The sequence below is a fragment of the Acidaminococcus fermentans genome (assembly GCF_009696675.1).
GTDB lineage: Bacteria > Bacillota > Negativicutes > Acidaminococcales > Acidaminococcaceae > Acidaminococcus.
Window position 1 is genome coordinate 226,222 of the sequence record NZ_VULN01000001.1, and the last position, 15,557, is coordinate 241,778.

12 protein-coding genes are annotated in these 15,557 nt (G+C 59.1%); 5 read left to right on the forward strand and 7 right to left on the reverse strand.

Going from position 1 to position 15,557, the window contains the following annotated elements:
* Positions 1–351 precede the first annotated feature (351 nt).
* From ileS to FX155_RS01000, 5 genes are all read right to left on the reverse strand, one after another.
* On the reverse strand, positions 352–3,096 hold the full coding sequence (ileS, locus tag FX155_RS00980; RefSeq protein WP_229778394.1) for an isoleucine--tRNA ligase: 2,745 nt from the start codon (positions 3,094–3,096) through the stop codon (positions 352–354).
* 351 nt (positions 3,097–3,447) lie between these two features.
* Positions 3,448–4,230, reverse strand: a complete 783-nt coding sequence (locus FX155_RS00985; RefSeq protein ID WP_154487384.1) for a TrmH family RNA methyltransferase — start codon at positions 4,228–4,230, stop codon at positions 3,448–3,450.
* A complete protein-coding gene (locus FX155_RS00990) occupies positions 4,227–4,886 on the reverse strand; it encodes a potassium channel family protein (RefSeq protein ID WP_022487264.1) in 660 nt (219 codons plus the stop codon). The genes FX155_RS00985 and FX155_RS00990 overlap by 4 nt, the downstream gene beginning before the upstream one ends.
* Before the next feature lie 16 nt (positions 4,887–4,902).
* Positions 4,903–6,231 (reverse strand): TrkH family potassium uptake protein, encoded by a 1,329-nt coding sequence (locus FX155_RS00995; RefSeq protein WP_154487386.1) that lies wholly within the window; start codon positions 6,229–6,231, stop codon positions 4,903–4,905.
* Between the two features lie 12 nt (positions 6,232–6,243).
* The gene (locus FX155_RS01000; protein WP_154487388.1) at positions 6,244–7,257 is read right to left on the reverse strand and encodes an alpha-hydroxy-acid oxidizing protein; all 1,014 of its coding nucleotides are present in this window, start codon (positions 7,255–7,257) and stop codon (positions 6,244–6,246) included.
* Positions 7,258–7,488: 231 nt separating this feature from the next.
* Here FX155_RS01000 and FX155_RS01005 point away from each other — a divergent pair, with 231 nt between their 5' ends.
* The 5 genes from FX155_RS01005 to FX155_RS01020 all read left to right on the forward strand — a co-directional run bounded on the left by FX155_RS01005 (position 7,489) and on the right by FX155_RS01020 (position 11,063).
* Positions 7,489–8,640 (forward strand): sodium ion-translocating decarboxylase subunit beta, encoded by a 1,152-nt coding sequence (locus tag FX155_RS01005; protein WP_154487390.1) that lies wholly within the window; start codon positions 7,489–7,491, stop codon positions 8,638–8,640.
* 13 nt (positions 8,641–8,653) lie between these two features.
* Positions 8,654–8,776 (forward strand): hypothetical protein, encoded by a 123-nt coding sequence (locus tag FX155_RS11610; protein WP_268234256.1) that lies wholly within the window; start codon positions 8,654–8,656, stop codon positions 8,774–8,776.
* 511 nt (positions 8,777–9,287) lie between these two features.
* Positions 9,288–9,599, forward strand: coding sequence for a DUF4258 domain-containing protein (locus FX155_RS01010; RefSeq protein WP_229778385.1), 312 nt, complete (start codon positions 9,288–9,290; stop codon positions 9,597–9,599).
* A gap of 6 nt (positions 9,600–9,605) precedes the next feature.
* Positions 9,606–9,833, forward strand: a complete 228-nt coding sequence (locus FX155_RS01015) for a type II toxin-antitoxin system MqsA family antitoxin (protein WP_022486611.1) — start codon at positions 9,606–9,608, stop codon at positions 9,831–9,833.
* A 456-nt stretch (positions 9,834–10,289) separates the two neighbouring features.
* A complete protein-coding gene (locus FX155_RS01020) occupies positions 10,290–11,063 on the forward strand; it encodes an alpha/beta hydrolase family protein (protein ID WP_154487392.1) in 774 nt (257 codons plus the stop codon).
* A gap of 6 nt (positions 11,064–11,069) precedes the next feature.
* On the opposite strand, the gene ftsY is transcribed toward FX155_RS01020, so the two are convergent.
* Positions 11,070–11,993, reverse strand: coding sequence for a signal recognition particle-docking protein FtsY (gene ftsY, locus FX155_RS01025; RefSeq protein WP_022487720.1), 924 nt, complete (start codon positions 11,991–11,993; stop codon positions 11,070–11,072).
* The gene (smc, locus tag FX155_RS01030) at positions 11,990–15,553 is read right to left on the reverse strand and encodes a chromosome segregation protein SMC (protein ID WP_326831097.1); all 3,564 of its coding nucleotides are present in this window, start codon (positions 15,551–15,553) and stop codon (positions 11,990–11,992) included. The genes ftsY and smc overlap by 4 nt, the downstream gene beginning before the upstream one ends.
* Between the last annotated feature and the right edge of the window lie 4 nt (positions 15,554–15,557).

Consider the following 15,557-nt stretch of genomic DNA (forward strand, 5'->3'; position numbering starts at 1 on the left):
CGTTTGGCCACGATGGGAAACGCCGCCAAGGCGGCTAACCCACCACCATTGCGCCAGCGCAACGGTCCCCCGCCCTTGTAAAGGGCGGATAAAAACTCGGGACATAAAGTCCCTCGTTTTGAGGTACGCGCAATCCTTCATTTCAGGGTATGCAGACTTGCTGCCCTGGTGCCCCAAGCAATGGGCCGGAGGCCCGAGCGTATATCCGCCCTTTTCAAGGGCGGGGGACCAGCCGCAAGGCTGGTGGTGGGTTAGCAGCCCCCGGCTGCGTTTCCCTTCAACGCCAAACGCCTGCCGCGTTTGGCCTCATCCGGCCATTGACCATTGACTATTGACTATTGACAACCAGTGTCACTCCACCGCCTCACAGCACTTGGCACACAGGGTGGGATGCTTGGGATCCTGGCCTACGGTCTTGCTGTAGCACCAGCACCGTTCACATTTCTCCCCTTCGGCAGCTTCCACCAGCACCTTCAGGTCGTCCCGGCCGGTGGCTTCCCCGGCATCGGTGAGCCCTTCGTGGACTTCCGCCTGGGACACGATCAGGAGCGCCGGCAGATCCTTTTCCACGGCCTTCAGTTCCGCCAGGGCATCCCCGGTGGCGAACAGTTCCACCTTGGCATCCAGGGAATGGCCGATGGTCTTGGCCCGGCGGGCCCCTTCCAGCACCTTGGTGATTTCACCCCGGATGGCGATGAAGGCATCCCATTTGGCCTTCAGGTCTTCCTTCACATATTCCGGATGAGCCTGGGGCCAGGGCAGCATCTGCACGCTCTTGGGCGCGTCAGCCGGCTTGTTCATATATTGGTACACTTCTTCCATGGTGAAGCTCAGCACAGGCATCAGCATCACCATCAGTTCCCGGAGGATCTGGGTCATGGCAGTCTGGGCGGACCGGCGGGCCTTGCTGTCCTTCCGGCTGGTGTACAGACGGTCTTTGATGATGTCCAGATAGAAGGAGCTCATGTCCACGGTGCAGAAATCGTGGATGGCATGGAACAGCACGTGGAAATCGTAGGTTTCATAGGCTTCGGTCACGTCCTTCTTCAGGGCTTCGAAGCGCATGAGGGCCCACTGGTCCAGTTCTTCCATGTTGGCAAAGGCCACCTTCTGGGTTTCGTAATCGAAATCATGGGTGTTCCCCAGGATGTACCGGATGGTGTTCCGGACTTTCCGGTAGGCTTCCGCCAGCTGCTTCAGGATTACCGGGGAGATCCGCACATCCTGCTTGTAGTCGGAAGAAGCCGCCCACAGCCGGACGATATCCGCCCCGTACTGGTCGATGACTTCCTGGGGCACCACCACGTTCCCCAGGGATTTGGACATTTTCCGGCCTTCCCCGTCCAGCACATAGCCGTGGGTCAGCACGCTCCGGTAGGGAGCCTTGCCGGTGACGGCCACACTGGTCAGAAGAGAGCTCTGGAACCAGCCTCTGTGCTGGTCACTGCCTTCCAGGTACATGTCTGCCGGCCAGCTCAGTTCCGGACGGCGCTTGCATACCCCCATGTGGGAGGAGCCGCTGTCGAACCACACGTCCATGATGTCCTTTTCCTTCCGGAAGTGGGTGCCCCCGCATTTGGGGCATTTGGTCCCTTCCGGCAGCAGTTCTTCAGCGGTGTGGTTCCACCAGGCGTCGCTGCCTTCTTTATCGAAAATGGTGGCGATTTTTTCCACCGTGTCTTCGTCGATCAGAGGTTCCCCGCAGTCTTCGCAGTAGAAGATGGGGATGGGCACGCCCCAGACTCTCTGCCGGGAAATGCACCAGTCATGCCGGTCGGCCACCATGTTGTGGATCCGGGATTCGCCCCAGCTGGGGATCCACTGGACGTCTTCGGAGATGGCTTTCAGGGCCTTGTCCCGGAACCCGTCCACGGAAGCGAACCACTGCTCGGAAGCCCGGAAGATGATGGGGTTCTTGCAGCGCCAGCAGTGGGCGTACTGGTGATGGATGGTCTTTTTGCCCAGGATGGCGTTCTGTTCCGCCAGATGTTTGATCACCAGGCCGTTGCTGTCAAAGACGAACTTGCCCTGGAACAGTTCCCCGGCTTCTGCGGTGAAGCAGCCCTTCTGGTCCACCGGGCACAGGATGGGCAGCTTGTATTTCAGACCGGTGAGATAGTCCACGTCCCCATGGCCGGGAGCCGTATGGACGCAGCCGGAACCGGCTTCCTTGTCCACATAGTCCGCCAGCACCACCAGGGATTTCCGGTGGTTGTATTCCGGGAAGGGATGTTCGCATTCCGCATATTCAAAGGCACGGCCTTTGGTGGTCCCCAGCACAGGGCCGAATTCCACCCCGCATTCCTGGGCCACTTTGTCCACCATGTCGGCGGCCATGATCAGCACTTCCCCGTTGTATTCCACCCAGGCATAGTCAAAGTCCGGGTTCAGGGCCACAGCCACGTTGGCAGGAATGGTCCAGGGGGTGGTGGTCCAGATCACCATATAAGCTTTTTTGCCCTTGGCGGCTTCCGGAGTCAGCCCGTTGTCTTTTACCAGGGGCATCTTCACGAAAATGGTGGGCGTCTTCTGGTCGGCGTATTCGATTTCCGCCTCGGCCAGGGCAGTTTCGCAGTGAGGGCACCAGTATACGGTCTTCTTCCCTTTATAGATGTAGCCCTTGTTGGCCATGGTGCCGAACACCCGGATCTGTTCCGCTTCGAAATGAGGATCCAGGGTTACATAGGGATGGTCCCAGTCACCCAGCACGCCCAGCCGTTTGAAGTCCTTCCGCTGGGTGTCGATCCACTGAAGGGCATATTCCCGGCACATTTTTCGCAGTTCCACCGGGGACAGCTTGTGACGGTCCACCCCGGTGGCCTTCAGGCAGGCATGTTCGATGGGCATGCCGTGGGTATCCCAGCCGGGGACGTAGGGGGTGTCATAGCCCTGGGCGTATTTGTATTTGATGATGATGTCCTTCAGGACCTTGTTCAGAGCATGGCCCATGTGGATCTTGCCGTTGGCGTAGGGAGGTCCGTCGTGGAGGACGAACTTCTTGTGGCCTGCATGGAGTTTCTGTTTCTCTCCATAGATATCATTTTTGTACCAGAAATCCAGGAAATCCGGTTCCCGTTTGGGCAGCCCTGCCCGCATGGGGAATTCCGTTTCCGGAAGATTCAGGGTTGCTGCGTACTTGTCGTCTTTCTTGCTCACTCTTGCACACCTCCAAAAAAATAAATCCCGTCCCCCGAAAGGGACGGGACAAAAGGGCCCGTGGTACCACCCTCATGACAGCTTTGCTGCCACTCTTGTATGGGATAACGGTCATAACCCGGGTCCCCTACTGCTGGTTCAAAGACCGGCTCCAGAGTGATCTTCCGCAAAAGGCCTCCTGTCCGGGCTCCCACCCTCCCCGGATCGCTGTACCAGCCAGAAGCGTACTGTCTCTGTCATCGCCTGTTGGTTTGAAATTCGTGTTTATTATACACTTCTTAGACCCGGTGGTCAACTGGAAAAGGAGCGGGCCGCCTGGAACATTACGATGCCCCCGGCTACAGCCACGTTCAGGCTTTCCGCCTGGCCGGCCATGGGGATCTTCACCTTCTGGTCCGCGGCTTTGAGGAGCTCCGGGGACACCCCTTCCGCCTCGCTGCCCAGCACCAGGGCGGTCTTGGCCGGCCACTGGAGCTTCGTCATGTCTTCCGCCCCTTCCAGGGCCGTGGCCCACAGGGCGTATCCGTTTTTCCGGCACCAGGTTTCCAGGTCCGCCGGCTCCACCCCGGTAAGCACCGGCAGGTGGAACAGGGACCCCATGGTGGACCGGACCACCTTGGGATTGTACAGGTCCGCCGTATCCTTCAGCAGCACCACCCCGGCGGCCCCCAGGGCATCGGCAGTGCGGATCAACGTCCCCAGGTTCCCCGGGTCCCGGATCTGGTCCAGCACCAGCACGAATCCCCGGTCCGGGGCAAAATCCCCCAGGTCCCGGGGCCGGATCTCCACCAGAGCCGCCACACTCTGAGGGTCTTCGGTGGCGGTGATCTTCTGGAGCACCGGCAGGGGCACTTCATACCAGGGCAGGCTGCTTTCTTCCGCCTTTTGTTCCCAGCCTTCCGGCAGCCGGGTAAAGAACAGGGCCCGGATATTCCATTGGGAAGCCAGGGCTTCTTCCACTGCCCGTTTCCCTTCCAGCAGGAACAGGCCTTCCTTCTGGCGGTATTTTTTCATTTTCAGGGAAGCCGCCCGCTTCACCAGCTCATTTTTCAGCGAAGTGATGGTACTGATCATATGCCGTCCTCCAGGGCTTCCACACTTTTCCGGCTGCCGATGACCACCAAAAGGTCCCCTTCCGCAAGGGGCTTGGTGGGTTCCAGGGTCATTTCCGTGGAGCCGTCCTGGTGTTTGATGGCCACCACGTTCACCTGGTACTTCCGGCGCACGTCCATTTCCGCCAGGCTTTTCCCAGCCATTTTGGGGCTCAGGTTCACTTCCATCAGGCAGATGTTGTCGGACAGTTCCACAAAATCCAGGATATTGGTGTAGGCCAGGTTGTGGCCCACCCGGCGTCCCATGTCCCGTTCCGGATAGATGATCTTGGTGGCTCCCAGCTTCTTCAGCATCTTCCCGTGGATGGGATTGGAGGCCTTGGCCACAATGGTCTTCAGCCCCGCTTCCCGGAGCAGCATGGTGGCCAGCAGGCTGGGTTCCAGGGTGCCGATGGCCACGATCCCCACGTCGAAATTCCGGATTCCCAGGCTGTTCACCGTCTTTTCGTCGATCACGTCGCAGACCACCGCATGGGTCAGTTTGTCCGCCATGTTTTCCACCACATCTTCATTGTTGTCCACGCCCAGGACCTCGTGACCCAGGGCAGTGAGGGTTTCCGCCACACTGCTGCCGAACCGGCCCAATCCCCAGACGATAAATTGCTGTTTGTTTTTCATGATATCCCCATAACTCCTAACCGATGATGATATGTTCCTTGGGATAATGGATGTGTCCCGAAGGTTTGTTGGCCGCCAGAGCCAGGGCGAAGGTCATGAACCCTACCCGGCCTGCATACATGGACAAAATCAGGATGATCTTGCTGGCGGTGCCGATATGCTGGCTGAGCCCGGTGGACAGTCCCACCGTGGCATAGGCGGACACCACTTCGAAAGCCGCCGCCAGAAAGCTGGTGTCCTCCAGGCAGGTGAGAGCCAGGGTGGCAAAGGCCACCCACAAAAGGGACAGGCTGGTGATGGCGAAGGCCTGGAACAGGGTCTCCTCCCCGATCCGCCGTCCGAAGATTTCACATTCGCTTTTGCCCCGGACCACCTGCCAGATGTTCAGCAGCAGCAGGGCAAAGGTGGTGGTCTTGATGCCGCCCCCGGTGGATGCCGGGGATGCCCCGATGAACATGAGGAAAATGGTGAAGATCATGGTGGGCACCCGGAGGCTGTTCAGGTCCACAGAATTGAACCCGGCGGTCCGGGGGCTCACCGACTGCATGAAGCTGGCCCAGAAGGCATCCCCGGTGCTGAGGCTGCCCAGGGTGGCAGGATTCCGGCTTTCCAGCAGAGCGAACCCGATCATCCCGATGCCGATCAGAAGCCCGGTCACTGTCAGCACCATTTTGCTGTGGAGTTTCAGCCGCTGGAAGCACCGTTTCTGGAGCACATCCCGCATCACCGCGAACCCCAGGCCCCCCAGGATGATCAGCAGACCGATGGACAGGTTCACCACCGGATCCCCCACAAAAGCCGTCAGGCTCTGGTAGTGGCCGAACAGGTCGAACCCGGCGTTGCAGAAGGCAGACACCGCGTGCCAGTAGCCGTAGTAGATCCCCCGGAGGCCGTACTGGGGCCAGAACCGGAAGGCCAGCACCGTGCCGAAGAACCCTTCGATCACCGCCGTGTATTTGGCGATCCGCAGGCTCATCCGCACCACCCCATCCAGTTCGTCCTGGTTCAGGGAAGCCTGGATGTTCAGCCGGGATTGCAGGTCGATCTTTTTCCGCAGCAATACGGAAAACAACGTGGCGAACAGCACCAGTCCCAGGCCCCCCAGCTGGATCAGGGCGATGATCACCAATTGGCCGAAGGTGGAAAAATACGTCCCTGTATCCACCACCACAAGGCCGGTGACGCAGGAGGCGGAAGTGGCGGTGAAGAGAGCGTCCACAAAGGACAGCCCTGCCCCTTCCCGGCCGGCAAAGGGCAGCATCAGCAGCAGGGCCCCGGCCAGGATCAGCCCGGCGAAAGTCAGGGCGATCAGCTGGGAAGGGGAAAAATGTCTAATCTGGTTCAAAGCCCCTCCACCTTATTTCCGGACCATTTCCGAAGAGATTTCCTTCAGGGAAGCGGCGCCGCACATTTCCATGGTGTCCGCCAGTTCCGCCCCCAGTTTGTCCGCCAGGAGTCTGGCGCCTTCCTTGCCGCCCCCATAGACCGCGTTTACGAAGGGACGGGCAATGAGCACCGCGTCAGCCCCCAGGGCCAGGGCCTTGAACACATCCACCCCGCTGCGGATGCCCCCGTCCACAAAGATCTTCATGGTGCCGCCTACGGCTACGGCGATTTCTTCCAGGACTTCCGCCGTTGCCGGGCTCTGGTCCAGCACCCGGCCCCCATGGTTGGACACCACGATGGCAGAAGCACCGGCTTCCCGGGCCTTCAGGGCCCCCTTCACGCTCATGATCCCCTTGATGATGAAGGGCAGACCCGCGTCTTTGATGATGGCTTGCATTTCTTCCACGGATTTGCTGCCCGCAGGGGGGACGAAATTCTTCAGGAAGGGCAGCCCGGCCGCATCCACGTCCATGGCCACGGCAAAGGCCCCGGATTGTTTCACCAGGTCCATTTTTTCAGCGATCATCTGGGCGTTCCAGGGTTTCACCGTAGGCACCCCCACGCCTCCGCAGGCCTTGATGGCAGCGGTGGCTCCCTGCATCACCTGGGGATCCATCCCGTCCCCGGTAAAGGCGGCGATGCCCGCTTCCGCGCACCCGGGCACCAGTTCCGCATTGTAGGTCACATCATTGTATTTGTCGCTGTAGTGCATGGCCACAGCTCCCACCGGCCCGGCGAAAATAGGATATTTGAAGGTCCGTCCGAACAGTTCGATGGAAGTGTCCACCGGCCGTTTTTCGCAAAGGGTATCCATCACCACACGGATGTCCTGCCATTTGGCATAGTTCCGAATGGCCGTATCCCCCACTCCTTTGGCCCCGGGGCCGGGAATGGTGTTCCGGCAGGCAACCCCGTTGCACACCGGGCAGCCCTTGCATTTACCCAGACATTTTCTGGCATTTTCCATAACTTCCTTGAAATCCATTTCTGTCACTCCCCTGTAGTAGGAGGCACCGCCTCCAGATTCGAATCCTATTATACCACACTTCCCCCTTGCGCTCCCCCTCAAAATACGCTATAATACCCACATACAAATGGATAAAACCTTCCTGCGTATGGCACAGGGGCAGGAGGGATCATGAGGACCTGGCATTGAAAAATGTCCGGTCCTCTTTTTTGGTGTTCTACCTGGCACATTCTACAATGAGGTGATTGTATGTCAAACGCAAGCCAAGTACTGCAGGAACTGTTTTCCGGGGTCTTCGCCATGGGCGACTGGACCATCTGGGTCATGCTGGCCATCGGGGCCATCCTGATCTGGCTGGGGGTCCGGAAGGGCTACGAGCCGGTGCTCCTTTTCCCCATGGGGGTGGGCTGCATCCTGGCCAACATCCCCGGCCATTTTGCCGTCATGCCCACCGGGGGCGGTGAACCGGGCTTCCTTACCGTCCTGTACAACATGGGTATCGCCAACGAACTGTTCCCGGTGCTGATCTTCATCGGCATCGGCGCCATGTGCGACTTCACTCCCCTGATCCGGGCTCCCTACATGATGCTGTTCGCAGCCGCCGCCCACCTGGGGATTTTCGCCGCCACCCTCTGTGCCACCCTGGTGGGCTTCCCCTTCAACGAAGCCGCTTCCATCGGGATCATCGGCGCCGCTGACGGCCCCACCACCATTTTCGTGGCCCAGAAATTCGCCACCGAGATGCTGGCTCCCCTTACCGTCACCGCCTTCTGCTACATGTCCCTGGTGCCCATTATCCAGCCTCCTGTGGTGAAGCTGCTGACCACCAAAGAAGAACGGCGGATCCGGATGCCCTATCACGAAGAAAAGCCCGTATCCCAGACAGCCCTGTTCCTGTTCCCGCTTATGGTCACCCTGATCGCCGGGATCATCGCTCCCATTTCCGTACCCCTCATCGGGGCCCTGATGTTCGGGAACCTGCTGAAAGTGTCCGGCTGCTGCGACAGCCTGTCCAACTGTGCCCAGAATGAACTGACCAACCTGGTGACCCTGCTCCTGGGGATCACCGTAGGAGCCACCATGACCGCGGAAAACATCCTGACCCTCCAGGTGCTGAAGATCCTGGCCCTGGGTGCGGTGGCCTTCATCTTCGACACGGTGGGTGGCCTGCTGTTCGCCAAAATAGTCAACCTGTTCCTGAAAAAGAAGATCAATCCCATGATCGGGGCCTGCGGCATTTCCGCCTTCCCCATCTCCGGCCGGGTCATCGCCCGGATGGCCCTGAAGGAAGATCCCACCAACTTCATCATCCAGTCCGCCATCGGAGTGAACGTGGCCGGACAGGTGGCCAGCGTGGTAGCCGGCGGCCTGGCCATGGCCCTGATCCCGGTGTTAATGTAAAGGAGGCAGAAACATGGATTCCGTAACCGCAGCCCTGCAGCTTCTCGTCATCGCCTACCCCACCCTGTTCGTGGTCATGGCCCTGTTCGCCGGCCTGACATGGGGCCTGACGAAACTGTTTCCGGCGAAAGAATAAGGTGTGCTGCGAAGCAGCAGCCCGGTCAACGGTCAGCTGTCAACGGCAGCGGCCGAAGGTAAGAACCCGCCCTGTTTGGGCGGGTTCTTTTTGTATGGAAAAAGCCTTCCGGCCCCAACGGACCGGACTGTACTTCACGTCCCGGCAGCCCCTACCACGTTGATATCAAAGCGCCAATGAAAAAAATCAGGGAAACGGACTCATCGAAAAATCCGTTTCCCTGATCCTTCTATCCAACCTCTGACCCCAACGCCGTAGGGGCGGGCCCCAGGCACGCCCGTCCCGGCCGCCGTTTTTATACGTTCCCAGGAACCCGCCCCGTGGGTTCCCTCCTGCCGCTAGAGACTAGAGACTAGTGACTGTCAGCTCATGACCACCTGCCCCCGGCAGATGATTTCCATCGGCGTGAGACGTGAGACGGAAAAGCGGCCCTGTTCCCTTCTTCAGGTTACAAACTCATTCTGTTCCGATCCATGTTATAATATTAAAAATAACAGAAGGGAATAAAAAGATGCTGACCATAGAACTCATACAGTCATTATGTCATCAAGGTAAAATACAATGGACAAATCATGTAATGCAGCGTCTAATCAAACGCAACATATCTCGGGAAGATGTTAAAAATGCCATTGCCTCAGGAAAAGTGATTGAATATTACCCTGACGACTTTCCCTATCCCAGCTGTCTAATTTTAAGTCTTGCCTTGAAAGGTGGGCCTCTGCATATTGTTTGCGGAGTTGGAGATGGTATTCTCTGGATTATCACTGCCTATAGGCCTGACCCGTTGCAATGGGATGATACTTTCTCTCACAGAAAGGAGTAGTCTGAAATGAAATGTTTTTTATGCAAAGGAACCCTTGAAAATAAACTGACAACCTTCATGGTAGATTTGGGAAACTGCATTGTTATTGTCAAGAACGTACCCTCTCAAGTTTGTACACAATGTGGTGAAGTTTCTTATTCTGATGAAGTGGCCGCCCGTCTGGAACAACTTGTCGACCAGGTCAAAAATTCACTGACCGAAATTGCAGTAATCAATTATCCATCTGCTGCGTGAATAGGTTGGAAAAGGCCGCCGGAAAATCCGGCGGTCTTTTGGTTCATCGTGAGTCGTTCATCGTTTCGGATGCCAGATGTTGCCGCATCTGCCTTTGAACGTGAAACCCTCCGGCCGGGATGGGCTTCCCTTCGGGAAGCCCCTACCACGTTGGGGTCAGAGATGCAACAGAAAATCAGAGAAACGGGGTTGTCAAAAAATCCGTTCCTGTGACCGTTGTACTCAACATCCGACAGCAACGCCGTAGGGGCGAGCCGCAGGCCCGCCCATCCCGGCCTGCGGTTTTGATACGTTCCCAGGAACCCGCCCGGCAGGTTCCCTCCTGCCGCTAGAGACTAGAGACTAGTGACTGTCATCTGACCGGGGCTGCTGCCAACCAACAGCCCCTCCCCCTTGCCCCCGTCCCCCATCTGTTCTATACTAATACCCGTGACCAATAGGAAAGGATGCCTGTCAATGGAAAAATACATCGATATCAATGAAAACGGCCTGAGCGTCCGGTGCAAGCTGTTCTACCAGAAGGACTTCCGGAACATTCCCAACCTGGCCATCTGCACCCACGGGTTCGGGGGCAACAAGGAGAACCATTCCGCCGCCAAGTTCGCCCAGCAGCTGATCACCAAGTACAAGGGATACGGGGCCCTGGTGTTCGACTGGCCCTGCCATGGGGCGGATGCCCGGAAGAAGCTGGTGCTGGAGGAATTCATGACCTACCTGACCCTGGTGGTGGACTATGCCCATAAAGAACTCCACGCCACCACCCTGTACAACTACTCCACCAGCTTCGGGGCCTACCTGACCTTGAAATACATGGCGGAAGTGGGGAATCCCTTTAAAAAGGTGGCTCTCCGGTGCCCGGGGATCCACATGGCCCAGCTGGTAAAGAACTACCTGAGCCCGGAAGAAATGGAAAAGCTGGAAAAGGGCAAGGAAGTCCAGGTGGGCTATGAACGGAAGATGAAAATGGACAAACAGTTCGTGGAAGACCTGGAAAAATCCGATGTGCGGAAGTACGAGTACTTTGACTGGGCCGATGACATGCTGATTCTCCACGGGACCAAGGACAAGCTGGCCCCCATCGAGGATTCCCGGGAATTTGCAGAAAACAACGTAATTACCTTCATCCCGGTGGAAAATGCCAACCACACCTTCTCGGATCCCAAGACCAGCGATTTCGCCGCCCATACCATAGTAGAATTCTTCGGACCGGACACAAAAAAAGAGGACTGACTTTCGTCAGTCCTCTTTTTTTGTCTCAAACAAGGCTTCCACAAACTGCTGGGGATCGAAGGGGCGGAAATCCATCATCCCTTCTCCCACGCCGATCCACTTTACATCCAGCCCCAGTTCTTCCTTGATGGCGATCACCACGCCCCCTTTGGCGGTGCCGTCCAGCTTGGTGAGCACCACCCCGGTCACATGGGCGGTTTCCAGGAAGATCTTGGCCTGGCTGATGGCGTTCTGGCCGGTGGTGGCGTCCAGCACCAGCAAGGTCTCATGAGGCCCGTCGGGGATCTCTTTCCGAATCACCCGGTAGATCTTGTCCAGTTCCTTCATGAGATTGGTTTTGTTGTGGAGCCGTCCGGCGGTATCCACGAACAGCACATCCGCCTTCCGGGCAATGGCTGCCTGGACCCCGTCGTACACCACTGCCGCCGGGTCCGCACCGTCCCCGTGGGCGATCACGTCCACCTGGGCCTTCTTCCCCCAGATCTGGAGCTGTTCCGTAGCCCCGGCCCGGAAGGTGTCCGCAGCGCACATCATCACCTTGTAGCCCATCAGCCGGTAATAGTTGCTGAGCTTGCCGATGGTGGTGGTCTTCCCCACCCCGTTCACCCCCACCACCAGCACAATGGAGGGATGGCCTTTGAACCGCATCCGGGGCCCGTTGGTCTTCAGCAGGTCCGCAATGTAGTTTTTCAGGAAGGGCAGGGCCTCTGCCGGGGATTTGATCTGCCGGGTGGCAGCGGCCTTCCGAAGGGCGGCCATGATCTTTTCCGTGGTCTTGATCCCCACGTCCCCGGCCACCAGGATCATCTCCATCTCATCCATGAAGTCCTCGTCCAGGTCCACACTGGCCCCCACCAGGTCCTCCATCCGTTCGGTGAAGTTTTTCCGGGTCTTGCTGAGCCCGTCTTTCAGTTGTTCCATAAAACTCATGATTCGGCTACCTCCGATAATTTCACAGACAGCACCCGGGACACCCCGGATTCTTCCATGGTGACACCGTGGAGCACGTCCGCGGCTTCCATGGTCCCCTTCCGGTGGGTGATCACGATGAACTGGGTCTTCTGTCCGTATGCTTTCAGGAATTGGGCAAAACGGTCGATGTTGGTTTCATCCAGAGGGGCGTCGATTTCGTCCAAAATTACAAACGGCGCCGGCTGGTAGGTCAACAGGGCAAAGAGCAGGGCGATCACGGTGAGCGCCCGTTCTCCCCCGGAAAACAGGGACAGGTTCCGCATCTTTTTTCCTGGTGGCTGGGCCTCGATGTCGATGCCCGATTCCAGGAGATTCTTCTCATCCAGGATCCGCAGCCGGGCCCGTCCCCCGCCGAACAGCTTCTCGTAACAGTCGGCGAAATACCCGTTGATCTTGGCGAAGGCCTCCCGGAACCGGCGGGTCATGTCGCTGTTGATGCCGCTGATCACCGTTTCCAGCCGGTCCCGGGCCTGGACCATGTCCTCATACTGCTTCTTCAAAAAGTCGTACCGGTCTTTGGCCGCCCGGTATTCCTCCTGGGCCGCCTGGTTCACCGGTCCCAGGTCCGCCAGTTCCCGGGCCGCCCGGGCTTCCCGTTCCTTCAGTTCCCCTTCGGGCAGGTCATCGGGAAGGGCTTCCTGCCGGGCGGTTTCCTCCGTGAGCCCGTAGGCTTCCTGGAGCTGCTGCCGGCAGTGTTCCCCTTCTGCCGCCTTCTTTACCTGGTCCATTTCGCTGTTGTGGATCTTCTGGCGGAGGCTGGCCTCCTGGCCCTGGAAGATCACCCCCTGCTGGGTCAGCTCCTGGCGTTTCTGCAGCAGGGCTTCCCGTTCTTCCAGGAATTTCTGCCGGGCCCCGTCGCTGCCGGCCAGTTCCTGTTCCAGGGCGGAAATCTGCCCGCCCAGTTTATCCAGGGCCTTTTCACAGCTGCCGATGGTCTGTTCCAGCTGCCGGGATTCCTCTTCTCCCCGGGTGATCTCTTCCTGGGTTTTCTGGCCCATCCGGTCCATGGACTGGATCCGGTCGTTCAGGGCCTGGAGCTGGCTTTCCCCGGCATTTACGGCAATCAGGGCATCCTGGTGCCGGCGGGCGGCCCCTTCCAGTTTCGTCCGCTGTTCCACCAGCCCGTCGCTGAGGGCCTGGGCCGCTTTTTTCCCTTCCACATCGGCATTTTCCAGTTGTTCCACCTGGGGTGCCAGTTCCTTCACCTGCTGCTGGAGTTCCAGAAAAGCCTCCGCCCCCTGGCGTTTTTCCGCCAGGAGCAGTTCCAGGTTCTCCTGCTGGCGTTTTTTCTGGGTTTCTTCCTGCTGGACCCGGGCGGACGCCCCGGCCTTTTCCACTGCGATTTTCTGGAGGGCATCCAGGGCCTCCTGGCGCTTCTCCTTTACCCGGCGTCCCTTGTCCGCCAGGCCGTCCAGAGCCTGTTGGAACTCCTTCCCGGCGGTTTCCAGCTGGACTGTTTCTTCCGTAAGACGGCGGATCTCCTGCTTCCGGGACAGGAAGCTTTTCCCCTGCTGTTTCTGGCCCCCGCTGAGGGAGCCTCCGGCGTAGACCACGTCCCCTTCCAGGGTCACGATCCGCACCCGCATATCCGCCTTCCGGGCCGCTGCCAGGGCATGGTCCAGATTGTCCGCCACCAGCACCTGTCCCAGCAGGAACCGGACCGCCGGCTGGAGGGCAGGATCGCACCGGACCAGATCCCCGGCGATGCCGATGATCCCCGGACATCCCAGGGCCGCTTTTTCCCGGGCGCCCAGGGCCCGGGGCCGGAGGGTATCCAGAGGCAGGAAGGTGGCCCGTCCCCCCTGGACCTTTTTCAGATGGGCAATGGCTGCCTGGGCCGTGGGGGCATCCTGGGTGATGATGTTCTGGAGGGCACCTCCCAGGGCGGTTTCCAGGGCCGTCACATAGGCATCCTCCACAGTGAACAGCTCCGCCACCACACCGCAGATCTTTTCCCGGAAGGGTGCCCGGGCCTCCAGCACCGTCCGGACCCCTTTGCTGAACCCTTCATGCTCCCTCTCCATGGCGGCCAGCACCTGGAGCCGTGCCTTCTTCTGGTTCAGGGTCCGCCGGTTCTGTTCCAGGGCCCCTTCCTGTTCCCGGTAGGACCGGATGCTCTGTTCCAGGGCCCCGTTCAGCTGCCGGGCGGTTTCTTCCAGCTGCTGTTTCCGGTCTTCCAGGGTTTCCAGGCTGTTCTTTTCCCCCTGGAGGGCGGCGGTCACTTCCTGGAGAGCCTCTTCCGCCTCCCGGACCTTTTCCTTCAGGCTTTCCTGCTGCCGGTGGATCCGGTCCTGTTCCTGGCGGACCCCTGCCAGTTTGTTCCGGGTCATCACCAGGGTCCGCATGCTGTCAAAGGCCTGTTCCTGCCAGGCCTTCAGTTTTTCTTCCCCCTGCCGGACGGTTTCCGTCAGGGTCTCCTTTTCAGCGGCGGCGCTTTCCAGGAGCTTCTTGGCCCGGTACTGGGTTTCTTCCAGCCGGTCGTATTCCTCCGTCACCAGGTCCAGGTTCTCCTGGTTCCGGGCCAGTTCCTCTTCCAGGGCAGACCGGTTTTTGGCAAATTGGTCCATCCGGTTCCGGCTCTGCTGGATCCGTTCCTCCTGGACCGCCTTCTGGCTCCGGTACCCGGCGGCTTCCTTTTCCCGGGCCAGGATCTGTTCCTGGTAGGCGCTGTAGGCGTTTTCCCGTTCCTGGAGCCGCTGTTCCAGGGCTTCCTGCTGTCTACCCAGGGCCCCGGACAGTTCCGCCAGTTCCTTCAGCTGGGTTTCCAGCAGGGTGAGTTTTTCCGAGAGCCGGGCCTTTTCTTTTTCCAGAGAAGCCAGCTGGCCCAGCAGCCGGGTCACCTTCACCTGCCGGAGCCGGGCGCTGATGGCTTCATACTGCCGGGCTTTTTCCGCTGCTGCTTCCAGGGGCACCAGCTGGTTTTCGATCTCGCTCTGGATATCGTGGATCCGCAGCAGGTTGGCCGCCGTGTCGTCCAGTTTCCGGAGGGCTTCCTTCTTCCGGATCCGGTACTTGGCGATCCCCGCCGCTTCCTCGAAAATGGCCCGCCGGTCTTCCGGACGGCTGTTGAGGATCTCGTCGATCTTGTTCTGACCGATGATGGACAGGGACCCCCGTCCCAGCCCGGTATCCGCCAGAAGGGACACCACGTCCTTCAGCCGGCAGTTCTTCCCGTTGATGGAATATTCGCTGTCCCCGCTCCGGAACACCCGGCGCTGGAGGCTCACCTCGTCGAAATCCACCGGCAGGGTGTGGTCCGTGTTGTCGAACACCAGGTCCACTTCCGCCATGCCCATGGGACGGCGGCCGCTGCTGCCGGCGAAGATCACGTCCTCCATTTTGGTGCCCCGGAGGTACTTTACGCTCTGTTCCCCCATGACCCACCGGATGGCGTCGGAGATATTGCTTTTGCCGCTGCCGTTGGGGCCCACAATGGCGGTGATCCCCGGCTCGAATTCGATATTTACTTTGTCTGCAAAGGATTTGAACCCATGGGCTGAGAAACTTTTTAAACGCACGGCA